Origin of the sequence: Rhizobium sp. R635 (assembly GCF_002211285.1) — a bacterium.
Taxonomy (GTDB): domain Bacteria; phylum Pseudomonadota; class Alphaproteobacteria; order Rhizobiales; family Rhizobiaceae; genus Rhizobium.
The window spans coordinates 126222-150417 of record NZ_LOKX01000003.1; the positions used below are offsets into that span (position 1 = coordinate 126222).

The following is a 24196-nucleotide window of genomic DNA, read 5'->3' on the forward strand; positions in this document are numbered from 1 at the left end:
TTTTCAGTCGTGTTATTCTATGATAGGTTGAATATGGGGTGATGGGGGGATACGACAATGGATGTGATAGGGACCGAAAACGCCGCGCTATCCAATGAGGAGAGATGGCTTAAGCAAGAGCGCAAGATGTTTTCTCGGATCGAGAATGACTTGCGTTACTACGGTGGCGAAGTAAAGCTGTGCAGACTTGCTCAGACCAATTTGTCTATCGCAGTTATGATATTCGGTGTGCTTACGCCCGTCGTCATCGCTGAGGCCGGCAAAACAGACAGCTTTTTGGGCCCGCCTGCATTGCTAACTACGATTGCAACCGGAATGGCCGCGTTAGCGGCAATCCTTGAAGGAATACGCCGCATCGGCCGGTTTGATCGGCGGTGGATCGCCAATTATTCGGCGGCAACCAAAATCAGGCGACTACGCGACCAATACAGATTGAGGCAGATAGGAAAGCCTGTCGGTTCCGACGACTGGCGGGAAAATATCTTCCACTATCAACAGCTGATCAACGACGTTCTCGATAAAGAAACCGCGGTCTTTTTCAAAGACCTGGACAAGCCGGAAAATGAGCCTTCACCAGAGAAAGATCGGCCCGGCAAGGGCGGAAAGCCAAAGAATTAGGCAATGCAGCGGCTACAATTTCGTGACGGGCGGAGGCGACCTTCGCTGTCATCGTCCAAGATCGGTGCATTGAGATTCTTGCGTGAAATCGCTTAGCTCTTTCTCCGGTGCGCTGAAGTAATCCGGTCACAAAAAATTCGTCACTGCCGGGCGCCGCTTTCGGAGCGAACATGTTGCCGTTGCGGAAGCTGCGAGCTAAATAAATGACATGACACAGGAAAACGCTCTCTCTGATATCCTCCGCATCGCCGTCGGCCAGTTCAATCCGACGGTCGGCGATGTCGCCGGCAATCTCGTCAAAGCCCGCGAGGCGCGCGCCGATGCGGCTCGGGAAGGCGCCGATCTGCTGATCCTGACGGAACTCTTCATTTCGGGCTATCCGCCTGAGGATCTGGTGCTGAAACCGGCCTTTATCCGCGCCTGCTGGAAGGCGGTCGAAAGCCTTGCTGCCGATACCGCCGATGGCGGGCCGGGCGTCATCATCGGCTTTCCCAGGCAGGACGAGAGCGGGCGTTACAATTCCGTTGCGGTGCTCGACGGCGGCAAGGTGATCGCGGTGCGCGACAAGGTCGATCTGCCGAACTACGGCGAATTCGACGAGAAGCGCGTCTTCGACCAGGGTGCGATGCCTGGGCCGGTGAATTTCCGCGGCATCAGGCTCGGCATTCCGATCTGCGAGGATATCTGGGGGGAGCTCGGCGTCTGCGAGACGCTGGCCGAAAGCGGGGCCGAGATCCTGCTGTCGCCGAACGGTTCGCCCTATTATCGCGGCAAGGTCGATATCCGTCATCAGGTGGTGCTGAAGCAGGTGATCGAGACCGGCCTGCCGCTGATCTATGCCGCTCAGCTCGGCGGCCAGGACGAGCTCGTCTTCGACGGGGCGAGCTTCGCATTCAATGCCGACAAATCGCTGGCCTTCCAGATGAGCCAGTTCGAAACCACTCTGGCGGTAACGACGTGGAAGCGCGGTGACGCCGGCTGGCACTGCGCCGAAGGGCCGATGGCGCATATCCCCGAAAGCGAAGAGGCCGATTACCGCGCCTGCCTGCTCGGCTTTCGCGATTACGTCAACAAGAACGGCTTTAAGACCGTGGTCCTCGGCCTTTCCGGCGGTATCGACTCGGCGATCTGCGCGGCAATTGCCGTCGATGCGCTGGGCGAGGAGCGGGTGCGCACCGTCATGCTGCCCTACCGCTACACCTCCGAGGATTCGCTGAAGGATGCGGCCGATTGCGCCAAGGCGCTCGGCTGCCGCTACGATATCGTACCGATCGAGGAGCCGGTGACGGGATTCAGCAGCGCGCTTGCCGATCTCTTCGAGGGGACGGACAGCGGCATCACCGAGGAGAACCTGCAGAGCCGGGCGCGCGGCGTCATCCTGATGGCGATCTCCAACAAATTCGGCGCCATGGTGGTGACGACGGGCAACAAATCGGAAATGTCGGTCGGCTACGCCACGCTCTATGGTGACATGAACGGCGGCTTCAACCCGATCAAGGACCTCTACAAGATGCAGGTCTATGCGCTGGCCCGCTGGCGCAACGAAAACGTGCCGCCGACTGCGCTTGGTCCTTCAGGCGAAGTGATCCCGCAGAATATCATCGACAAGGCGCCGTCCGCGGAGCTGCGTCCCGACCAGAAGGACCAGGATTCTCTGCCGCCTTATCCCGTGCTCGACGATATCCTTGAATGCCTCGTCGAAAAGGAGATGGCGGTCGAGGAGATCGTCGCGCGCGGTCATGACGTGGCGACGGTTCACCGGGTCGAGCATCTGCTCTATCTCGCCGAATACAAGCGCCGGCAGTCGGCGCCGGGCGTGAAGATCACCAAGAAGAATTTCGGTCGCGATCGGCGCTATCCCATCACCAACCGGTTCCGGGATCGCTGACGCAATCGGGATATCAGGGAGGCAATATGCGCAGCTCGGTCGAGATCTACAATGTCAGGACGGGCAGGGCGCGCGAGGTCTGGCAGACGGACAGGCTGGTGGAAGCGCCGAACTTCTCACCCGATGGTTCCTATCTCCTGCTGAACGGCGACGGGCTGCTCTTCCGGCTGCCGCTCAATGGCGGCGAGGTGGTTCAGGTCGATACCGGCTTTGCCGTCAACTGCAACAATGACCATGGCATCTCGCCTGACGGCACCGAGATCGTCATCTCCGACAAGACCGAATTCGGCAAGTCGGCGATCTATATCCTGCCGATCGAGGGCGGCACGCCGTGGCTCGTTACCCAAAACCAGCCCTCCTACTGGCATGGCTGGTCGCCGGACGGGCGTCAGCTCGCCTATTGCGGCATTCGCAACGACCTCTTCGATATCTATACGATCTCCGTCGACGGCGGCGTCGAGACGCGGCTGACGCATGGCGAGGGCCGCAACGACGGGCCGGATTATTCCGCCGATGGGCAATGGATCTATTTCAACTCCAGCCGCACCGGGCTGATGCAGATCTGGCGCATCCACCCCGATGGCACGGGTCTCCAGCAGGTGACTTCGGATAATCAAGGGAACTGGTTCGCCCATCCGTCACCCAGGAATGACAAGGTGCTGATCCTGTCCTACGACCCATCGGTTTTCGACCATCCGCGCGACCTCGACGTGCGGCTGCGGCTGATGGATATGGACGGCGGCAATCTGAAGACTCTGTTCGAGCTTTTCGGCGGGCAGGGCACGATCAACGTGCCCTGCTGGTCACCGGATGGTGATGAGTTTGCCTATGTCAGGTATTTTCCGGCGGTTTAAGCTGCTGCCTTGCGCCGCTCGCGGGCAGCTTTCGCCAGATCTTCCAGCACGCCAACAGACATGTCCCAGTCGATGCAGCCGTCGGTGATGGACTGGCCGTAGGCCAGCGGCTTGCCGGGGACGAGATCCTGGCGGCCGGCGATGAGGTTGCTTTCGATCATCATGCCCTTGATGTGGCGGTTGCCCGCGGCGATCTGTCCGGCGACGTCCTTGACCACCCGTGGCTGGTTCATCGGGTCCTTGCTGCTGTTGGCATGGCTGGCGTCGATGAGGATGCGTGGATCGACGCCAAGCTTGACGGCTTCGCCGACAATCGCTTCGACATCAGCCGCCTCATAATTCGGGCGCTTGCCGCCGCGCAGGATGATGTGGCAGTCCTCATTCCCTCTGGTCGAGGCGATGGCCGCCTGGCCGTCCTTGGTGACGGCGGGGAAGTGATGCGGCTGCGACGCGGCGAGGATCGCATCGAGCGCGACGCGGGCACTGCCATCGGTGCCGTTCTTGAAACCGATCGGGCAGGAGAGGCCGGAGGCGAGCTGGCGATGGATCTGGCTTTCGGTCGTGCGGGCGCCGATCGCCCCCCAGCTGACGAGATCGGCAATGTATTGCGGCGTGATCGTCTCGAGGAATTCGACGCCGGCGGGAAGGCCCATCGCATTGATGTCGAGCAGAAGGCGCCTGGCGATCCGCAGCCCTTCCTCGATGCGGTAGCTGCCGTCGAGATGCGGGTCGTTCATCAGGCCCTTCCAGCCGACCGTGGTGCGAGGCTTCTCGAAATAGACGCGCATGACGATTTCCAGGTCGCCGGCGAAGCGCTGCCGCTGTTCCGCCAGCCGCGCGGCATATTCGCGGGCGGCAACGGGATCGTGGATGGAGCAGGGGCCGATGACGACGATCAGGCGGTCGTCTTTGCCCTCAAGGATCTTGTGGATCGCATTGCGGTTGCTGGTCACGGTCTGGCTGACGGCAGCGGTTCGCGGAATTTCCGCGATGACATCGGCGGGTTTGGTGAGCGGGGTGATCTCGAGGATACGCAGATCATCGATAGTATCGGACACGGCATGGCTCCTGTTTGGTCATACCGTGCGGAAACAAAAAAGCCGCCAGGTAGACTAGCGGCTGTTCGGGTTGTCGTCGCGTCGACTTCAGTTACGCATGGACCCGCATCCGCTGAGAGCAGCGGTACGAATAAAATCGCGAGGCGTAGACAGAAGTGATCGACATGCGCCGTGTGTAGCGTGGCGGCGTCTCATTGTCACGCGGAATCTGCAGCCTGAAATGGAGCATCGGCAGCGGCCATGATGCACGTCGCAATCGGTTTTCCGATGCGACGTGCTTTCAAGCCTTGCAGCCTTGGCAGATCAGAGGGCGTCGACGTTCACGCCGATGGTGATGGCGCCGATCGGAGTGCCCTTGTCGTCCGAGATCGTCACGCTCGCCTGCGACTGCAGCGTCTGGGTCGATTCGTCCTTCTCGATTTCGTCGATGAAGACGGCGTCCTTGCCCGCGCCGAAGGACTTCTGGAACTTGGCTTCGTCGCCCTGCCAGTAATCGGAGGTTACGTCGCTCTGGCCGACATTCAGGCCCTTGGCATCCATGACGAAGATCTCGGTGATCTTGCCGCCGGAAGCAGCCTTCTTTTCCTGCAGGAATTTCGACAGCGCATTGCCGAGCACGCCGTCGATCATCGAGTGATCAGAGCCGTCGACTTCGGCGCGCCACTTCTTGTCGAGGGCGTCGATATCGGCTGCGCTCAGGTTGGCGTTGGTGGCGTCCTGCGCCTTGAGGGCGTCGACGATGGCGGGATCGCTGAGCCAGGGCGTAACATCGCTCTTCACGTAGTCGGCGATCGGGGCAAGCTGAGCGGCATCCTGCGCCATGGAGACACCCATGGGCACGGCAGATGCGCTGCAGGCAATAAGCAATGCGGTGACAACTCTTTTCATATTCTGTTCCCTTCCTGATGATCGGTTGTTGAGGAATTCATTATTGAAGGCTGATTGCGTCAGAACTCTTCCCAGGCGCCGGGAGAAGCGGCAACGGCGGCGTTTCCTGCATGCCGCTGCGTGAAGCTCCTTGGCTCGGGGCGAGGCTGGCGAACGGGTTGAGCAGGTCTGGGCTGGCCGGCGGCAGAAGCGCCGACGGTGAACCTGCCGGCCGAGTCCTGCAGAAGGCGGCCCTGCGTGAGCAGTTCCTGGCAGGCCGCGTTGGTTTCTTCGACCATTGCCGCGTTCTGCTGTGTCGCCTGATCCATCTGGTTGATCGCGCCGTTGATCTCCTGCAGGCCTGTCGCCTGCTCGCGATAGGACTGGACGATGGAGGCGATGCTGTCGCTGATGCGGTTGATCTGCTCCTCGATCTTCAGCAGGGCATCGCCGGTTTGGTTCACCAGTCCGACGCCGGCTGCAACCTCATCGCCCGATACATTGATCAGGTTCTTGATTTCCTTCGCGGCATTTGCCGAGCGCTGGGCGAGTTCACGCACTTCCTGGGCGACGACCGCAAAGCCCTTGCCAGCCTCGCCGGCTCGCGCGGCCTCGACGCCGGCGTTCAGCGCCAGCAGGTTGGTCTGGAAGGCGATTTCGTCGATGACGCCGATGATGCGGCCGATCTGGCTGGAAGAGGTCTGGATCCGGTCCATCGCTCCGATGGCATCACGCACCACCGTGGCCGAGACATGGGCGCTGCGCTTCGTCTCCTCGACCAGTTGCCCGGCACTTTCGGCCCTCTGCGACGATGTTCTGACCGTCGTCGTCACCTCATCGAGCGCTGCCGCGGTTTCTTCCAGTGCTGCCGCCTGCTGCTCGGTGCGTTTCGCGAGCTGATCCGCGGAGGATGCCAGCTCGCTCGAGCCGCCTTCGACCGCGACGGAAGCGGTCTTGATCTCGGTCAGCGCGGCTGCGACCGCTTCGACCATGCGGTTGAAATCCTGCCGCAATTTATCGAATTCGGGGCCGAGGTCGGCGAGGCGCGTGGAGAAGTCACCTGCGGCAAGCCGTTCCAATGCATTGGCGAGCGTGTTCATCACCAGACGCTGGGTGTTGCTCGACTCTTCCGTCAAGGATGCGTTGCGCGCCCTTTCGGCATCGAGAGAGGCGCTCTGCTCGGCAGCAGCCCGTTCCCTTTCGACCTTCACAATCGCTTCCTCACGGAAAACCTCCAGCGCCCGCGCGAGGAAGCCGATTTCGTCGCCATTTTCCCTATAGGTGACGGGAGAGGCCAGGTCGCCTTTCTGCAGGGCGCTGATTCTTCCGCTGAGGATCCTGAGCGGGCGGCCGACGAGGCTTCGCATGGCGAGAAGGAATGCGATGACGGCCATGGTGGTGATCACCGATTGCGTGATCAGTGAAACAAAGACTTTCTGCTGGACTTCGGCAGCGATCTTCTCGACGGACCAGTTCGTCACGATGTAACCGGTGGCCTTGCCCGACTTGTCCAGCGGGAGCGGCGCGATGATCGTGACGACACCGGCCGACACTCCGCCGTCGTCGATCGTCGTCTTTTCCGGCTTGGCGCTAAGGCTCTTCTTCAAGTCGTCGGTAGCGGGTAAGCCGCCGATGCCGTCGCGTGTCCAGGTATCGACGGCGGCGAGATCCGCGTTGAAAGCGGCAAACTGCACGAGGTCGAGCGAGGGATCGTCGCGGTAGAGCGAATAGGCCTCTCTAACGGCATTCGCCTTGCCCCATTTCACGCCGCCGGCGGCCACGGATGCGAACTGTTCCACATCCTTGGACCAGTTCGTTTTGGCGCTATCGATCAATGCCTGGGTTTCATGCATCCAGGTGTAGGCGGCGAAAGCAGAGATGCCGCAGAGATTGACGGCGACGATGATTGCCGACAGCTTGGCTGTCAGAGGCATCGTTTTTAGAAAATGGAACATGCCGCGGGGCCTCGAAACGCAGCGCAGTCGGAGCTGCTCTCGACTGGCCTATCAACACGGGCATCGACGCCGGCGGTCGCAGCATGAGCACTCATGCCCATGTCCTCCTTGCAACCCAAAACGCGCAATCGCAGTCTGTATTTTTTTTGTAAAGAAATGATAAAGTGAAAGGGCTTTGGTGCGCATTATCCTGCTCGGCTTGCCGCAGCCCCCGTTTCCTGAAATAGATGCGTCGTCAGGTGCCCGCCGTCGAGGCGGGAGAATCGGGAATCCGGTGCAAGGCCGGAACGTGCCCAACGCTGTAAGGCCGACGTCTGCCGCTCAACACGCCACTGGCTTGTGCCGGGAAGGCTGCGGCAGACGGATGACGCCAAGTCAGAAGACCGGCCTGGCGAGATAGACCCAACCCGCGCGGACGGCGGGCGGTTGCGTTGTTGGGGATTTGACGATGCGACCCTTTGACGAGGATGCCCTGCCAGTGGCATCCGGTTTTTCCATGGCCGAACGCGAGGCCGTCTATCACGCGATCATGACGCGGCGGGACGTTCGCAGCCAGTTTCTGCCCGATCCCTTGCCTGACAATGTCGTGGGGCGGCTGCTGACGGCTGCCCATCACGCGCCCTCCGTCGGCTTCATGCAGCCGTGGAACTTCGTTCTGGTGCGAAGCGCCGAGGTGAGGGCCGAAGTGCGCGATGCCTTCGTGAAGGCGAACGAAGAGGCGGCTCTGATGTTCGAAGGCGAGCGGCGGCAGGCATACCGCTCGCTGAAGCTAGAAGGGATCGTCGAGGCGCCGCTCGGCATATGCGTGACCTGCGATCCCACGCGCAGCGGCAGCGTGGTGCTCGGGCGCACGCACAATCCCAGGATGGATAGCTATTCCACAGTCTGCGCGATCCAGAATCTGTTGCTTGCGGCCCGCGCCGAAGGCATCGGCATCGGCTGGGTCAGCATCTTTCGCGAAGACGATCTGAAAGCCATTCTCGGCATACCCGATCATATCGAGGTGGTCGCCTGGCTTTGCGCCGGCTTCGTCGACCGGCTCTATGACGAGCCTGAGCTCGCGGTCAAAGGCTGGCGGCAAAGGATGCCGCTCGAAGAACTGGTCTTTCACGATGAATGGGGACGGAACGAGCGCTGATCAGCGTCGCAATCATTGCTGCTGTGGCTGCGGGCCGGGGTTTGCCGGATTGGCAAGGTCGATCGAGCCCTGGTCGCCGGCCAGGAATTGCGGGCCGACCTGGCGGACCTTATTCTGCGCGGGGTCGTAAGGACGTTCCGGAACGGATGGCTGCTGCTGCGGCGGCGCTGCCCCGGCATCCTTCACCGGCGAATTGGTATGGATGGTGGTGATCGAACCCTGCTGCGGCGGTTGGCTCAGAGCCTGCTTGCCGCGCATCTCATTGTAGTAGGCGGTGAGATTGCAGGCGCAGGCGTTTTTTTCGCCGGGCGCGCGGTTCTTGTAGGCGAATGCGTTCTTCATGGCGCTGTAGGGCGTGCCTGTCGCTACCGAGATCATGTTCGAGGCTTCCGTGCTCCTGACGTCGCGATAGAAGAGCTGGGTCTCGATGCCGGGGCACATCTTGGCGCAGGTTTCGGCGTCCCGGCCGAAATCGACCGACGTGGCGTTCGAACTGATCGGAAAGAAGCCGCCGTCGCAGCTGCGCACGCACATGGTACTGACGGGTGAAAGCATCTGGGCTTGCGGCAGGCCGTAACGCGGGTCGATCTCTCCTCCGCCGCCGAGCGGAATGAAGGTGTCGCCGCGCATTGCCTGCTCCTCGATGCTGGGGGCGGGATCGTTGGTGCTGCGTTCGGAGGGCGCATAGAAGTTTTCGCTGTTGCAGCCGTTGCGCTCCAGAGCGGCCATCAGTTCGCGGCGCGCGCCGTCATCGCCCTGGCCGCGCAGCTCGTCGCGGCGATCCTGGAGATAGCGGATATTGTCGATCATCCGGGCTTCGGCCTGCGAGAGCTCGGCGCAATAATCGGCATTCTCACCGCCGATCACGACCATGCTGCCCGAGGTGCAGCCGTAGCTGCGCAGATCGTTGCGAACCTTGCGCAGCTCGAGGTTCTGCTCGGCCATGGCGCTGGCATATTGGCGCGCTTCCGGCCCATTGTTGTTGCCGATCGATCGCGGCAGGTCGGCGAGGCGGCCGCGCAGGTCGTTGCAGATAGCGCTGGACTGCGCAGCGGCGGGCGATGCCAACGCAAGAAGAAGAACAAGAGACAGGTTTCGGCGTTTCACGGCGTCGTCCCGGAATGAGCACACGGTCGAAGGATCGATGCGACGTCACTTCGCCGCGTGGTTTCTTTTAGCGTGTTTCTCTTAAGAAGCTGAGCTAAATTCTTAGCGCATTTTCGCGATTTTTTCCAGCAGATCAGGTGCGAAGTGCGTTGAGCGGCAAACTAGACCAACTAAGGTAGTCGCTTCGGACCTCACAGCCGTGGGGTTCAAAATCTGCATGAAGACTCGCGCTGACGACGATTCGTCGCTATATCTAGTTTATGACGAAGGCAGAGCTCAAACAGGAACCGACCGGTAAGTGGGTTGTTCGCGATCCGCGCAGCGGTCGCTTTGTCGAGGTGCGCGGTGCTGATTCCATGAAGTCTTCGCAACTGCCTCTGAAAAAGGGCGTTGACCTTACGAAGCCCATTGCCAAGCAAGTCCTCAAAGGTGGCTCCTCCAAGCTGCACAAACCCTTCTAACGAGCTGATCCTTGCCGGGAGCGCTGCTAGATACTCATACGCTCTACTGGCTTGTGACGGCCGTAGACACGCTGTCGGAAGAGGCTCTTATCGCTATCGCCGCCAACCAAGCTGCAGGCACGCTTTATGTGTCACCGATTACAGCCTGGGAATTAACAATCGCCTCGCGCAAACCGGCACATAAAGATCCGCCAAACCTCGGGGCCAAGTCGCCGTCTGGTTGGTTTTCGGAAGCGGTAGCAGTTACCGGGGCGAAAATTGTTCCAATCAAAACGCGGATTGCCTGCGAGGCCGCGGCTGTGGTGGCGGATACGGGACATAAGGACCCGGGAGACTGCTACCTGATCGCCACCGCACGAATAAAGAAAGTGCCGATCATCACGCGCGATGCTGTCATGTTGAACCTTGCCTCGCCCGAATATCTCGAAGTCATCGTGTGCTGAAGGATACGGCACCCACCGTATCACGCAGCCGGCTTACGCCGGCTGCGAGGCCTCGACGACGGCCAATGCCGCCATATTGACGACGCCGCGGGACGTCACCGAGGGGGCGAGGATGTGGGCGGGCATGGCAGCGCCGAGCAGGATCGGGCCGACATGCAGGCCGTCGGTCATCGACTTCACCACGCCGAGCGTGATGTTGGCGGCATCGAGGTTCGGGAAGACGAGGAGGTTCGCCTCGTCATGCAGCGTCGTGTGCGGCATGACGCGCTTGCGCAGTGCTTCGGTGATGGCGCTTTCGCCGTGCATTTCACCATCGACTTCGAGATCCGGGGCGGCGTCGCGCACGAGCTGCAGGGCGTTGCGCATCTTCGTCGCGCTTTCGGACTCGCGCGAGCCGAAGTTGGAATGCGACACGAGAGCAGCGCGCGGCGTGATGCCGAAGCGGCGGATTTCCTCGGCTGCCATGACGGTCGCCTCGGCGATCTCTTCGGCGCTCGGATTGAAGGTGACGTAGGTGTCGGTGAAGAAGGTTGCGCCGCGCTGCGAGATCATCAGGCTCAGCGCCGAGAAATCGCGGACATCCTTGCGCTTGCCGATGATTTGGCGCACGTCGCGCAGGTGCTTTTCATAACGGCCTTCGAGGCCGCAGATCAGCGCATCGGCCTCGCCGCGCCGCAGCGCCAGCGCACCGATCACGGTCGTGTTGGTGCGCACGATGGTGCGGGCCGCTTCCGGGATGACGCCACGGCGGCCAACGAGCGAGAAATAGAGATCGACATATTCGCGGAAGCGCGGATCGTCTTCCGGATTGATGACCTCGAAATCCTGCAGCGGGCGGATGCGCAGGCCATAACGCTTGAGACGCGTCTCGATGACCTGCGGGCGGCCGATCAGGATCGGTTTGGCCAAGCCTTCCTCGAGCAGTACCTGGGCGGCGCGCAGCACGCGCTCATCCTCGCCTTCGGAGAAGATGACGCGCTTGCGCTCGGCCGTCTTTGCCGCGGTGAAGATCGGCTTCATGACGAAGCCGGAGCGGAAGACGAAACGGTTCAGCTGGTCGAGATAGGCATCGAAATCCTGGATCGGGCGGCGCGCGACGCCGCCTTGTTCGGCGGCTTTGGCGACAGCAGGCGCGATGCGCAGGATGAGGCGCGGATCGAAGGGCGAGGGGATGAGGTAGTCCGGGCCGAAGACCGGGGTCTCGCCGGAATAGGCGCGGGCGGCGACATCGGAGGGCTCTTCGCGGGCAAGGGCTGCGATGGCGCGCACGGCCGCCATCTTCATTTCCTCGTTGATCGTCTCGGCGCCGCAATCGAGCGCGCCGCGGAAGATATAGGGGAAGCAGAGGACGTTGTTGACCTGGTTGGCGAAATCCGAGCGGCCGGTGCAGATCATCGCATCGGGGCGGGCGGCGCGGGCGAGATCCGGCATGATCTCGGGCGTCGGATTGGCGAGCGCCATGATAAGCGGCTTATCGGCCATCTGCGCCAAGAGCTCCGGCTTCAGGACGCCGGCGGCCGAGAGACCGAGGAAGACATCGGCGCCGCCGATGTTTTCGGCGAGCGTGCGGGTATCGCTCTTCTGGGCATAGACGGACTTCCACTCGTCCATCAGCTCGGTGCGGCCCTCATAGACGAGGCCTTCGATATCGTGGACCCAGATGTTTTCGCGTTTGGCGCCGAGCGTCACCAATAGGTTGAGGCAGGCAAGGGCGGCGGCACCGGCGCCGGAGGCGACGATCTTGACGCTGTCGATGGCCTTGCCGGCGAGTTCCAGACCGTTCAGGATGGCTGCGGCGACGATGATCGCCGTGCCGTGCTGGTCGTCGTGGAAGACGGGGATTTTCATCTTCTCGCGCAGGCGACGCTCGACCTCGAAACATTCCGGCGCCTTGATGTCTTCGAGGTTGATGCCGCCGAAGGTCGGCTCCAGCGAGGAAACGGTCGAGACCATCTGTTCGACGCTCGCGGCGTCGATCTCGATGTCGAAAACGTCGATGCCGGCGAATTTCTTGAAGAGCACGGCCTTGCCCTCCATGACCGGCTTCGACGCCAGCGGGCCGATGTTGCCGAGGCCGAGAACGGCGGTGCCATTGGAAATCACGGCGACGAGATTGGCGCGCGAGGTATATTCGGCCGCCATTTCCGGGTTGTCGCGGATGGCAAGGCAGGGGGCGGCGACACCGGGCGAATAGGCGAGCGCGAGGTCGCGCTGGTTGCCGAGCGGCTTGGTCGCCTGGATTTCCAGCTTGCCGGGGCGGGGATAGCGATGGAAGAAGAGCGCCTGCTCGTCGAGATCGCCGCCCGGCAGGTTCTTGTCCGTCTTGGATTTATCCTGGTGATCCATTGCCGCCTCCGTGCACGTCTTTTTCTGGAGTTCCCTCCATACATCAATCGGATACGGGCGACAGTATGGAAATGAGGACTGGGAGAAGTTTTCGTGGAGAGGGCATGCCACACGGCGTTGCGGGTAGGCATGAGGTACCGTCATCGCCGGTACTAATCCTTTTGGAAAACTTGTTTGACGCTCCTCGCAAGCGCAAGATGCGGGCCGCGACGGTGCGGGGCGCCGGTCGTATGGAGGAAATCATGGACAATTTGAACCTGACGACCCTGCAACGGGGTCAGACGATGGTCAATGACGTGGCCATGGATGCTTTTGCCGCCGGCTTTCGCGGCAGTCTCCTGACCAGCAAGGACATGGATTACAACGAGGCGCGGGCGATCTGGAACGCGATGATCGATCGCCAGCCGGGCCTGATTGCGCGTTGCGCGGGGGCGGCTGATGTCATGCGCTCGGTGCGTTTTGCGCGCGATAACAATCTGCTCGTTTCGGTGCGCGGCGGCGGGCACGGCATTGCCGGCAACGCCGTCTGCGAGGGTGGTGTCGTCATCGATCTGTCGCCGATGAAATCGGTGCGGGTAGATCCCGAGATGCGCCGCGCCAGGATCGAGCCCGGCGCCACGCTCGGCGACGTCGACAAGGAAACGCAGGCCTTCGGGCTGGTACTGCCGACCGGCATCAATTCCACGACCGGCATTGCCGGCCTGACGCTCGGCGGCGGTTTCGGCTGGTTGACCCGCAAATTCGGGCTGACGCTCGACAATCTGATTTCGGTTGACGTAGTGACGGCCGATGGTGAGCTGGTCAAGGCGAGCGAGACGGAAAGGCCGGACCTCTTCTGGGCGCTGCGCGGCGGCGGCGGCAATTTCGGTGTCGTGACGTCCTTTGAATTCCAGCTCAACCCGCTCCATCCCGAGGTGTTCGCGGGGCTGGTCGTGCATCCCTTTGCCGATGCGGAAAAGGTGCTGAGGGAATATCGGCAGGCGCTGGAAGCCGCACCTGACGAGCTGACCTGCTGGGTGGTGATGCGCCAGGCGCCGCCGCTGCCGTTCCTGCCGGCCGAATGGCACGGCAAGGAGATCGTGGTGCTCGCCATGTGCTATTGCGGAGACATGGCGGCGGGTGAAAAGGCCGCTGCCAGATTGCGCGGGATCGGAAAGCCGATTGCCGACATCGTCGGCCCGATGCCGTTCATCGGCTGGCAGCAGGCTTTCGACCCGCTTCTGACACCCGGCGCGCGCAATTACTGGAAGAGCCAGGATTTCGCCTCGCTCTCCGATGCGGCGATCGAGATTCTCCTCAATGCGGTGCGGAAACTGCCGGGGCCGGAATGCGAAATATTCATCGGCCATGTCGGCGGGGCCGCCGGCCGGGTTCCGACTGAAGCGACCGCCTTTCCGCAGCGCAGCTCGCATTTCGTCATGAACGTGCATGCGCGCTGGCGCGAGACCGGGATGGACGCAAGCTGCATCGGCTGGGCGCGAGAGCTCTTCGAGGCAACCAAGCCGCATGCCGTGGGCACTGCCTATATCAACTTCATGCCGGAGGATGAGACCGATCGCGTCGAAATGGCTTACGGCGCCAATTACGCCCGGCTTGCCGAAATCAAACTGCGCTACGATCCGAACAATCTGTTTCGGATGAACCAGAACGTGAAGCCGATGGCGGCGGTGCGGGCTGCTTGAAGAGATGAAGCGTTCAATAGAAGACACCGCCCCAAACCCGTCCTCCAGACCCCCACAAGGGGGAGGGACTTAACTTGTCGCACCGGCTTTCTAAATCTTCGACATTTCGGGAGGAGCGAGGCGGTGCCCCGGGGTAGTCCCTCCCCCTTGTGGGGAGGGGTCTATATACCGGCCTTCGGCGTAATCGTCACATCAGCGCCATAAGCATCGCGCAACTGGCTTTCCTGGCCGGGCTGCCGGTCGGTGGCCTGGTGGAGCAGGGTCGTGCCGTAGCCTTGCGAGCGCGTTCCCTCGATCAGCGTGATGTCGGCATTTCCGGGATTGTCGGAGCGCTCGAACCATTCGACGGAGTGGTGCAGGAAATTCATTTCGAGCGCCCGGTTGGTGACGCCATGGCCGACGATTGCGACGTTGTGGTCACCGTTTTCGGCTTCGTGCATGACGGTCTGGAGGAACAGGCGCACGCGCTGCGCCACATCCGCCCGGCTTTCGCCATCCGGCGGGCGCGCATAAAACTTGCCGCTGTTGTTGCGCAATCTCGCCCATTTTTCGAATTCCTCGGGGAATTTCTGCTTCTGCTCGGCATGGTCGTAGATTTCGGTGAAGAGGCCGAAATCCTGCTCGCGCAGCAGATAATCCTCCCTGACATCGCCGACGAAGCTCTTCGGCAGCGCTTCGAGCAGCGCATCCTTGCTCTGCCGCGTCCTCAGAAACGGCGAATACCAGATGTGCAGCCTCGGGAACCCCTGGCTCGGCAATCCCTGCAGGTATGAGGCGATGACGCTGCCCGCCTCCGCTGCCTGACGATAGCCCCACTCCGTCAGCGGTACATTGTGATCGCCGAATTGGCGATAGGCCCGTTCGTTGATGTTGCCGAGAGATTCGCCGTGGCGAACGAGAAAGAGACGCATCGGCCATCCCGCTTTGTCGGATATGGAATCGCCGGCATCATGAACGCGCTCCCTGCACAGGGCAACATGCGGATGCGGATCATCGCGCCCGCGCGCAATGAACGGGTTTGCAGGGCTTTTCCCCAGCTTGTCATCTTCCTGAAACACGAGTCTGGTTTTGGAAGGCTAGATGAAAGATGGGGCACGAGCATTGTTCGTGACAGACATGATGGAACCCAGACATTTCCGCACGCTCTTCATTTCCGATGTCCATCTTGGCTCAAAGGCCGCGAAGGCTGATTTCCTGCTGGATTTCCTGCGCTACCACGAAGCCGATACGATCGTGCTCGTTGGCGACATCGTCGACGGCTGGCGGCTGAAGCGCAGCTGGTATTGGCCGCAGGTCTGCAACGACGTCGTCCAGAAACTGCTGCGCAAGGCGCGCAAGGGGACACGCGTCGTCTACATTCCCGGCAATCACGACGAATTCCTGCGCGACTTCCCGGGCATGCATTTCGGCGGCATCGAAGTCGTCGAGCGCATGATGCATGACGGCGCTGACGGCAAGAAATACCTGATCCTGCACGGCGACGAATTCGACGTCGTCGTTCGCAACGCCCGCTTGCTCGCCTATCTCGGCGACTGGGCTTACGATACGGCGATCCGCATCAACATCCTTCTGGCGGCCGTGCGCCGCCGTCTCGGCATGCCCTACTGGTCGTTTTCGGCCTGGGCGAAGCTGCAGGTCAAGCATGCGGTCAATTTCATCGGCGAATTCGAGCGCGTCGTGGCCGAAGAGGCCCGCAAGAGCGGCGCCGACGGCGTGATCTGCGGCCATATCCATCACGCCGTCATCCAGGACATGGAAGGCATCCGCTACATCAACACCGGCGATTGGGTGGAAAGCTGCACGGCAGTGGCCGAGCATGAGGACGGCACCTTCGAACTGATCACCTGGCGGACGCTCGCCAGCGCCGTGCCGGCGCTTACCGCCATCGAGATGCACGGCGAAGGCGAACTGGCCCCGCAGGCTGCTTGATTTTGGTGTCGCCGCATTCGCGGCGGCTCTCGAGTAATTTAGCCGTTACCGCGCGGTGACAGGCCCTATTTATTTTCTAAAACGTTTCAGGACGGCTATTTCTCGCAATAGTCGCCCTCCGGGTGGTGTGTTAGGACAAGGTCAAGTTTCCTTCAGGTCCACCCATGATTCCCGCTCAACATGCCCCTGGTGAGGGAGCGCCGCCGCGCTTCCGGCTGCTCAGCGCGCTTTCCTATTGCGCGCCGCTGCTGGTCAACGGCGTCGTTCTGCCGTTCTTCCCCGTATGGCTCGAAACCCACAGTTTCAGCGATCACGAGATCGGCATCATCCTTGCCATACCGATGGTCGTCCGCGTGCTGGTGGCGCCTGTCGTCGCCATGATTGCCGACCGCCTGAAGGAGCGCGCCGATGTTCTTCTCTGGTCTGGCGGCCTGTCGCTGCTGACGGCGGTCGCGCTCTACTGGACGACCAGCTTCTGGCCGGTGACGATCGTCTTCGCGCTGCAAGGCGCCACCTTCGCGCCCTATTTGCCCGTCGTCGAATCGATCGTCATTTCGGGTGTACGCCGCTGGGGGCTGGATTATGGATCGATGCGCGTGTGGGGCTCGATCGCCTTCATCGTTTCGACCTTGGTCGGGGGCCAACTGATCAGCCGGTGGGGCGGCGGCATGGTACTCGTCGTCATGGTGTTCGGCTTTACGATGACCGTCGTCATGGCGATCTTCTGTCCGCGGATCGGGCCGACGCGGCGGCGCGGCCAGCCGATCGACCTTCCGGCCGCCACCGGCAGCGGCCTGCGCGAGCCGCATTTGCTGCTGCTCCTGATCGGTGTCGCCATCCAGCAGTCGAGCCATGCGGTGCTCAATGCTTTCTCCTCGATCTATTGGCATCAGCTCGGCTTTTCCGGCACTGAGGTCGGCCTGCTGTGGAGCGCCGGTGTGGCGTCGGAGGTGACGGTGTTCTTCCTGTCGAAGCGCCTCAACCGGCGCTTCGATGCCTGGACGCTGATCCGCTTCGGCTGCGCCGTCAGCGTCTGCCGCTGGATTCTGTTTCCCATGAATACGGGCTTTGCCGGATTCTTCCTGCTGCAGTGTTTTCACGGCTTCACCTATGCTTTCGTCCATACGGGCGTGCAGCGGCGGATCGTGGCGACTGTGCAGGAGACGCAGGAATCCTCGGCGCAGGGCGCCTATTTCTTCTATGTCGGCATGGCGATGGGGCTGATGACCATCGCGTCGGGTTATCTCTACGCCTGGCTCGGCATCGTCAGCTATTACGTCATGGCGCTGGTCGCGCTCTGCGGCCTCGGGCTCGTCATATCGGCCTATTACCTTCAGCCCCAGAGGGCGCTTTCCGGCGGAAAGACCAGGGAAGCGGCGTAGCGCAGGCCGGGCTCGCGGTCGCGGGCCAGCAGCAGCGGGCCGTCAAGATCGACGAAATCGGCGTCCTGGGCGAGCAGTACGGCCGGCGCCATCGCAAGCGACGTGCCGACCATGCAGCCGATCATGATGGAAAAGCCGAGCCGCTCGGCTTCCGCCTTCATCGCCAGGGCCTCCGTCAAGCCGCCCGTCTTGTCGAGCTTGATGTTGATTGCATCGTAGCGGTCGGCAAGGCTTGCGAGATCGCCGGTGTGGTGGACGCTCTCGTCGGCGCAGACGAGGAGCGGGCGGCGGATTTCGGCAAGCAGCGCATCGCGGCCGGCCGGCAACGGCTGCTCGACGAGGACGACACCGGCCTTGGCGGCAATATGGAGATGACGTTCCAGCACCGCCTCGGGCCAGCCCTCGTTGGCGTCAAGAATGATCGCCGCATCGGGCGCGGCCGCGCGAACGGCACGGATGCGGCTTTCATCGTCGCCGGTTCCGACCTTGACCTTGAGCAGCGGACGGCCGGCATGTTCGCGCGCCTGCGCAGCCATCACCTCCGGCTCGCCGAGCGAGATGGTGTAGGCTGTCGTGAGCGGTTGGAGCGCAGTAAGGCCGAGGCGGGCGGCGGCGGTTTGGCGTGTCCGTTTCGCTTCGAGATCCCAAAGGGCGCAATCGACGGCGTTGCGGGCCGCACCCGGCGGCATCGCCGACAGGAGATCGTTGCGCGAGATGCCGGATTCGATCAGCGGGCGCGCGGCCTCGATCTGGGCGAAAACGCTCTCCATGGTCTCGCCGTAGCGGCGATAGGGCACGCATTCGCCATGTCCGTGAGCGCCGTCTTCCGTGAGCGCGCAGGTGATGACCTCGGCCTCGGTCTTAGCCCCACGCGAGATGGTGAAGGCGCCGGCAATCGGAAAGGAATTCATCTGGATATCGAGGGTGCGCGGCATTATTGCTGTCCTGCGAGCATGGAAATTGGACGTTGCTTCTGTATATTGACGCGCCGGGCGGCGAACGACCGCTTCGCGAGTCGGCAATGTCGCCGTAAGCCTTGAAAGACACAAGTATCTTGAACGCCGAGAACCGCAACGCCGCCTCGCTTGAAGTGGACGACCATGCCGATGGTTCGGGGCAGCATGTGCGTCTCAGCGGCAACTGGCGCAGCGCCTATGTGCATTTCGTTCTGCGTGATCTTGAAAAGCTTCTGCGTCAGAAGGCCGGCAATTTGACGGTCGACCTGTCGAATGTATCAGACATCGACACCGCCGGTATCTGGCTTCTGTGCCGTCTGAAGAAGGAAGAGGAGTCCGCCGGGCGGACGATCCGATTCGTCGGCACCAATCCGCATATCGACGAAATGCTGGAAATGTTTTCCGAGGAGCCGGCCAAAGTGGAGCCGGAGCAGAGGGAAAAGGTCTCGCTGGCCACGCGCATCTTCACGCCTGTGGGAAAGATGACCTACGACATCTGGGACAATCTCGCCGCCTCCATGTATATCCTCGGCTCGGCGGTGCGCGGCGCGCAGATGAAGCTCGGGCGCGGCAGCGGCGTTTCGCCGGCTTCGATCGTCAACCAGATCGACCATATGGGCGTGCGCGCCGTTCCGATCATCCTGCTGATGTCGTTTCTGATCGGTGCGATCATCGCCCAGCAGGGCGCCTTCCAGCTGCGTTATTTCGGGGCTGAGGTTTTCGTCGTCGATCTCGTCGGTATTCTGCAGCTGCGCGAAATCGGCGTGCTGCTGACCTCGATCATGATCGCCGGCCGCTCCGGCAGCGCGATCACCGCCGAAATCGGCTCGATGAAGATGCGCGAAGAGATCGACGCGTTGAAAGTGATGGGGCTGAACCCGATCGGCGTGCTGATCTTCCCCAGGCTGGTGGCGCTGACCATCGCGCTGCCGCTTCTGACTGTTTTGGCGAATTTCGCTTCGCTGGCGGGGGCTGCCGTCGTCGCCTGGGGTTATTCCGGCATCACGTTCGCCAATTTCCTGGCGCGCCTGCATGAGGCGGTGACGCTGTCGACTGTGCTGTCGGGCATGATCAAGGCGCCGTTCATGGCGCTTGTCATCGGTATCGTCGCCGCCGTTGAAGGGTTGAAGGTCGGTGGCAGCGCCGAATCGCTCGGCCAGCACGTGACGGCCTCCGTGGTGAAGGCGATTTTCGTCGTCATCCTGATGGACGGGCTTTTTGCGATGTTTTATGCAGCGATCGATTTCTAGCATGGCGGGCAGCGTGGACGAGCAACCGATCGAAAACGAAGGACAGGGCAGGGATATCGTGCTCTCGGCGCGCGACGTCACCGTTGCTTTCGGTTCGAAAGTGGTGCTCGACAATCTGAACCTCGATATCTATCGCGGCGAGATCCTCGGATTCGTCGGCGCGTCGGGCACCGGCAAATCGGTGCTGATGCGCACGGTGCTCCGGCTCCTGCCCCGCCGCTCCGGCACGATCAAGATCCTCGGCCAGGATTTCGACGAACTCGACGAACCGCAGCGCAACGCGCTCGACATGCGGCTCGGCGTGCTGTTCCAGCAGGGGGCGCTGTTCTCGTCGCTGACGGTGAAGGAAAACATCCAGGTGCCGATGCGCGAATATCTCGATCTGCCGCGCTCGCTGATGGACGAGCTGGCGCATCTGAAGATCCGCATGGTGGGGCTCGCGGCCGACGCCGCCGACAAATACCCCTCCGAACTGTCCGGCGGCATGATCAAGCGCGCAGCCCTTGCCCGCGCGCTGGCGCTCGATCCGGAACTCGTCTTCCTCGACGAGCCGACCTCGGGCCTCGACCCGATCGGCGCGGCCGAATTCGACGAACTGATCGCCAACCTGCGCGATAGTCTGGGGCTGACTGTCTATATGGTCACACATGACCTCGATAGCCTGTTTTCGGTCTGTGACCGTATTGCCGTGCTCGGAAAGAAGCGGGTAATGGTGGAAGGCACGATCGACGACATGCTGGCCTATGACGACCCATGGGTGCAGGCCTATTTCAAAGGTAAGCGGGCGCGATCGATCGTGCCGCAGGACGATGCCGCGCGGCACGGCAGCAGCGGAAAGTGACCGGATAAGATGGAAACCAAAGCCAATTATACGATCGTCGGTTTTTTCACGGTGCTGGTGATCGCGGCGGCCTTCGGCTTCGTCTACTGGATGGCCGAATACGGCCGCGGCGGCCCGATGACGGAACTGATCGTGCGTATTCCGGGCTCGGCGAACGGCCTCAGCGTCGGCTCGCCGGTGCGCTTCAACGGCATCCAGGTGGGCTCGGTGCAGACACTGTCGATCGATGCCGACGATCCGCAATATTCACTGGCCTTCACCCAGGTGCGCACCGATGCGCCGATCTACCCTTCCACCAAGGCCGCCCTTGAAATCCAAGGCCTGACGGGTGCTGCCTATATCGAACTGTCCGGCGGCCGGAAGGGCGAGGAAAGCATCCTGAAACACGCGATCGACAACGGCAAACGGGCCGTCATCGTCGCCGACCAGTCGAGTGTCACCAATCTCCTGGCGACGGCCGACAAGATCCTCGATCGCGCCAATGACGCGGTCGGCGAACTCCAGGGCTTCATTCAGGATTCGCGCGCTCCGCTGACCCAGACGTTCAAGAATGCAGAGACCTTCTCGGATGCGCTTGCGAAGAATTCCGATAATATCGACGCCTTCCTGCAGAGCGTCGGCGAACTCTCCAATACGGTGAAGGCGGTTTCCGGCCGTGTCGATTCGACGCTTCAAGCGGTGGAATCGCTGGTTAAGGCGGTTGACGCTCAGAAGATCGACAACATCGTCTCCAATGCCGAGAAAATCACGGCCAATGTCGCCGACGCATCGGGCGACCTCAAGGGCGCGATCCAGAAGTTCGACGAGACGGCCACCACCTTCAACAATTTCGGCAAGCAGGCGCAGGCGACGCTCGACCGCGTCGACACGCTCGTCGCCCAGATCGACCCGGCAAAGATTAAAGGCTCCGTCGACGACATAGCGCAGGCGACCAAGGATGCGCGTAGCGCCGTCGCCTCGATCCGCGATGTCGCCGATACGGTTTCGGCCCGCAAGAAAGACATCGACCAGACGATCCAGGACGTCTCGCAGCTTACCAACAAGCTGAACTCGGCCTCGACCCGCATCGACGGCATTCTCATCAAGGTCGACGCGCTGCTCGGCACCGACAATACGCAATCGCTGTTCACCGAGGCGCGCGCGACGCTCGAATCGTTTAAGAAGGTCGCCGACAACCTGAATTCGCGCATCGGGCCGATCGCCGACAATCTGCAGAAGTTCTCGAGCGGCGGCCTGCGCGATGTACAGACGCTCGTCAACGACATGCGTGGAACCGTGAACAATCTGAACGATACGATCACCAACTTCGACCGCAACCCGCAACGCCTGATCTTCGGCGGGGACACAGTGAAGCAATATGACGGCCGGACGCGGCGTTAACGGGAAGGCAGGGTAGCGTATATGGTCGCATCGCATTTGTTGTCGCGCCGTTCGTGGATCAAGGGAACGGTGGTCGCGCTGCCGCTGACTGCGTTGATCCTGTCGGGCTGTGGCACCTCAGCCAAGAACGATACCTATGATCTTTCCGCGGCCGTCGATGGCGATGGGCCTGCTGCCAAATCCCGCCAGATCCTGATCGCCGGCCCGACGGCACTCAGAGCGCTCGACAGCGAGCAGATAGTCATCCGCGTTTCGTCTTCGGAAATCCAGTATCTCTCGCGGGCGCAGTGGGGCGACAAGCTGCCGCGCATGGTGCAGTCGAAGCTGGTGGAAGCCTTCGAAAATTCGGGCAAGCTTGGCGGCGTCGGCATACCGGGGCAGGGCCTGGCGATCGACTATCAGGTCGTCACCGATATCCGCTCCTTCGAAATCGATGCCTCGAACGGCAACCAGGCGGTGGTCGAGATTTCAGCCAAGATCCTCAACGACCGCAACGGCGCGGTGCGCGCCCAGAAGGTGTTCCGCGCCACGGCGCCGGCCGGCGGCGGCAATGACGGTTTCGTCAAGGGCCTCGACCGCGCCTTCTCCACGGTTGCTTCCGAAATCGTCACCTGGACGCTGCGCTCAATCTGAGATGGCGTTTCGCGATTGCGGCGCCGACATCAAGGGTTGCTGATTCCGAAAAATATTTGGTCCCATGGGGTTGGGGTCGCCATCGTATTCAATTTCTTCATGAATTTGTGGAACGCATCATGTTAACGCTGTCAGGAGGCATGCTGCATGGTGGTCGCACGCGTATTCGGAAAGTCGTCGTCGGAAGCGATCCAGCGCGATAATGCTCGCTTGGCGGCGCTGCAGCAGCTCGACATTCTCGACACGCCCAGGGACGAAGGCTTTGAGCGGATCGTCCGCCTGATCAAGCAGATATTTTCCATCGACATCGGCATCGTATCCCTGATCGATGGGCACCGGCAATGGTACAAGGCTTGTTCCGGTCTGTCGGCCGACGAGGTGTCGCTTGAGGACACCTTCTGCCGCTGCGTGGTGGACTGTGATGAACCTGTTATCGTGCAGGACGCCACGAAGGATGCTCGCTTTTCAAAACATTCCGCAGTGACGGGAGAGGACCATATCCGCTTCTATGCCGGCGTTCCCCTGCGAACGAAGGCCGGGCACATGATCGGAACGGTATGCGCGATCGACCGGCGCCCAAGATCGTTCAGCAGTAGAGATCTCGACATTCTCACGGAGCTTGCGGGCGCGGCGATGGATCGCATCGAGCTCACGCAGTCGGCCGCCACCGACGGCCTGACGGAGGCGATGACGCGGCGCGCTTTCAAGCAGGAGGCCGATCAGCTCATCTCGCTTGCGCTGCGCCACCATCATGACCTTTCCTGCATCGTCTTCGACATCGACCATTTCAAGCAGGTGAACGACACGCATGGGCATGCCGCGGGAGACGCGGTTCTCAAGGCGGTTGCGGCTATCTGCAAGGCCACACTTCGCGCCGGCGATCTCTTTGGTCGTATCGGAGGCGAGGAATTCGCCGTTCTCCTGCCGCATATCGATCGGGAAGGGGCAGGCGCGGTCGCCGAAAAGCTCAGGGCCGCCATCTGCTCCCAGCCCGTCTCCGGCGATCACGTTTCGCTCACCGTGACGGCCAGCTTGGGAACGTCGGCCCTTTCCATCGTCAGCAAGGATATCGAGACGCTGCTCGCCCAGGCGGATGCCGCGATGTACCGAGCCAAGCACGGTGGGCGGAATCGTTGCGTATCGTGGAGCTCCATCCACGCCGATCATGCCATCGGCGACCGGCGGCGGGTGCTGAAGGCGGGTTCGATCTTGTTCAACGACCGGCGCTCGACCATCGACTGTACCGTCAAATCCATCGGCTCGGAGAGCGCCGGGATTTCAGTGTCCAATACGACAGGCATTCCCCCGGAATTCATTCTCGCCATCAAGGGGGAAGGATTCGAGACGAATTGCAAGGTGATCTCGCAAGATCGGCAAAACCTGGAAGTGGCGTTCCGATAGTCTAACG

The 24196-nt window shown here is 61.7% G+C and carries 20 protein-coding genes and 1 riboswitch; of the genes, 13 read left to right on the plus strand and 7 right to left on the minus strand.

Annotated elements, in window-relative coordinates:
• Positions 1-57 precede the first annotated feature (57 nt).
• The 3 genes from ATY78_RS04535 (at position 58) to ATY78_RS04545 (ending at position 3360) form a co-directional block, all read left to right on the plus strand.
• Complete coding sequence (locus tag ATY78_RS04535; RefSeq protein ID WP_088681151.1) at positions 58-618, plus strand: DUF4231 domain-containing protein; 561 nt, start codon at positions 58-60, stop codon at positions 616-618.
• A gap of 208 nt (positions 619-826) precedes the next feature.
• Positions 827-2506, plus strand: coding sequence for an NAD+ synthase (locus tag ATY78_RS04540; protein ID WP_088681152.1), 1680 nt, complete (start codon positions 827-829; stop codon positions 2504-2506).
• Between the two features lie 26 nt (positions 2507-2532).
• On the plus strand, positions 2533-3360 hold the full coding sequence (locus ATY78_RS04545; protein WP_088681153.1) for a TolB family protein: 828 nt from the start codon (positions 2533-2535) through the stop codon (positions 3358-3360).
• Here the strand turns inward: ATY78_RS04545 and ATY78_RS04550 are convergent.
• From ATY78_RS04550 to ATY78_RS04560, 3 genes are all read right to left on the minus strand, one after another.
• Positions 3357-4418, minus strand: a complete 1062-nt coding sequence (locus ATY78_RS04550; RefSeq protein ID WP_088681154.1) for a 3-deoxy-7-phosphoheptulonate synthase — start codon at positions 4416-4418, stop codon at positions 3357-3359. The two genes, ATY78_RS04545 and ATY78_RS04550, sit on opposite strands and share 4 nt — an antisense overlap.
• Positions 4419-4721: 303 nt before the next feature.
• On the minus strand, positions 4722-5306 hold the full coding sequence (locus tag ATY78_RS04555) for a hypothetical protein (protein ID WP_088681155.1): 585 nt from the start codon (positions 5304-5306) through the stop codon (positions 4722-4724).
• Between the two features lie 59 nt (positions 5307-5365).
• Positions 5366-7240: a HAMP domain-containing methyl-accepting chemotaxis protein gene (locus ATY78_RS04560; protein WP_088681156.1), complete on the minus strand. Its 1875-nt coding sequence runs from the start codon at positions 7238-7240 to the stop codon at positions 5366-5368.
• A gap of 220 nt (positions 7241-7460) precedes the next feature.
• Positions 7461-7647, plus strand: a riboswitch (cobalamin riboswitch).
• 41 nt (positions 7648-7688) lie between these two features.
• On the opposite strand from ATY78_RS04560, the gene bluB reads away from it, so the two are divergent.
• Positions 7689-8378 (plus strand): 5,6-dimethylbenzimidazole synthase, encoded by a 690-nt coding sequence (gene bluB, locus ATY78_RS04565; RefSeq protein WP_088681157.1) that lies wholly within the window; start codon positions 7689-7691, stop codon positions 8376-8378.
• Positions 8379-8390: 12 nt separating this feature from the next.
• On the opposite strand, the gene ATY78_RS04570 is transcribed toward bluB, so the two are convergent.
• Complete coding sequence (locus ATY78_RS04570) at positions 8391-9485, minus strand: DUF2865 domain-containing protein (protein ID WP_088681158.1); 1095 nt, start codon at positions 9483-9485, stop codon at positions 8391-8393.
• A 472-nt stretch (positions 9486-9957) separates the two neighbouring features.
• Between ATY78_RS04570 and ATY78_RS04580 the strand changes: the two genes are divergently transcribed.
• Complete coding sequence (locus tag ATY78_RS04580; RefSeq protein ID WP_088681160.1) at positions 9958-10389, plus strand: type II toxin-antitoxin system VapC family toxin; 432 nt, start codon at positions 9958-9960, stop codon at positions 10387-10389.
• A gap of 33 nt (positions 10390-10422) precedes the next feature.
• Here the strand turns inward: ATY78_RS04580 and ATY78_RS04585 are convergent, their stop codons facing one another.
• Complete coding sequence (locus ATY78_RS04585; RefSeq protein ID WP_088681161.1) at positions 10423-12735, minus strand: NADP-dependent malic enzyme; 2313 nt, start codon at positions 12733-12735, stop codon at positions 10423-10425.
• Positions 12736-12977: 242 nt separating this feature from the next.
• Here ATY78_RS04585 and ATY78_RS04590 point away from each other — a divergent pair, with 242 nt between their 5' ends.
• On the plus strand, positions 12978-14417 hold the full coding sequence (locus ATY78_RS04590; protein ID WP_088681221.1) for an FAD-binding oxidoreductase: 1440 nt from the start codon (positions 12978-12980) through the stop codon (positions 14415-14417).
• 161 nt (positions 14418-14578) lie between these two features.
• Here the strand turns inward: ATY78_RS04590 and ATY78_RS04595 are convergent, their stop codons facing one another.
• Positions 14579-15328 (minus strand): phosphoglycerate mutase family protein, encoded by a 750-nt coding sequence (locus tag ATY78_RS04595; RefSeq protein ID WP_088681222.1) that lies wholly within the window; start codon positions 15326-15328, stop codon positions 14579-14581.
• A gap of 205 nt (positions 15329-15533) precedes the next feature.
• On the opposite strand from ATY78_RS04595, the gene ATY78_RS04600 reads away from it, so the two are divergent.
• Complete coding sequence (locus ATY78_RS04600; RefSeq protein WP_088681162.1) at positions 15534-16346, plus strand: UDP-2,3-diacylglucosamine diphosphatase; 813 nt, start codon at positions 15534-15536, stop codon at positions 16344-16346.
• A 164-nt stretch (positions 16347-16510) separates the two neighbouring features.
• Positions 16511-17728, plus strand: coding sequence for an MFS transporter (locus tag ATY78_RS04605; protein WP_088681163.1), 1218 nt, complete (start codon positions 16511-16513; stop codon positions 17726-17728).
• Here the strand turns inward: ATY78_RS04605 and dgcA are convergent.
• Positions 17680-18663, minus strand: coding sequence for an N-acetyl-D-Glu racemase DgcA (gene dgcA, locus ATY78_RS04610; RefSeq protein ID WP_088681164.1), 984 nt, complete (start codon positions 18661-18663; stop codon positions 17680-17682). The two genes, ATY78_RS04605 and dgcA, sit on opposite strands and share 49 nt — an antisense overlap.
• 101 nt (positions 18664-18764) lie before the next feature.
• Between dgcA and ATY78_RS04615 the strand changes: the two genes are divergently transcribed.
• The 5 genes from ATY78_RS04615 (at position 18765) to ATY78_RS04635 (ending at position 24189) form a co-directional block, all read left to right on the plus strand.
• Positions 18765-19934, plus strand: coding sequence for an MlaE family lipid ABC transporter permease subunit (locus tag ATY78_RS04615; protein WP_190237389.1), 1170 nt, complete (start codon positions 18765-18767; stop codon positions 19932-19934).
• A gap of 1 nt (position 19935) precedes the next feature.
• Positions 19936-20775 carry an ABC transporter ATP-binding protein gene (locus ATY78_RS04620; protein ID WP_088681166.1) on the plus strand — a complete coding sequence of 280 codons (840 nt, stop codon included), beginning with the start codon at positions 19936-19938 and terminating at the stop codon, positions 20773-20775.
• Positions 20776-20784: 9 nt separating this feature from the next.
• Complete coding sequence (locus ATY78_RS04625) at positions 20785-22155, plus strand: MlaD family protein (RefSeq protein ID WP_088681167.1); 1371 nt, start codon at positions 20785-20787, stop codon at positions 22153-22155.
• 21 nt (positions 22156-22176) lie between these two features.
• Entirely contained in the window at positions 22177-22788 is a 612-nt protein-coding gene (locus tag ATY78_RS04630; RefSeq protein WP_088681168.1) for an ABC-type transport auxiliary lipoprotein family protein, read from the plus strand.
• 147 nt (positions 22789-22935) lie between these two features.
• On the plus strand, positions 22936-24189 hold the full coding sequence (locus ATY78_RS04635; RefSeq protein ID WP_088681169.1) for a sensor domain-containing diguanylate cyclase: 1254 nt from the start codon (positions 22936-22938) through the stop codon (positions 24187-24189).
• Positions 24190-24196 lie beyond the last annotated feature (7 nt).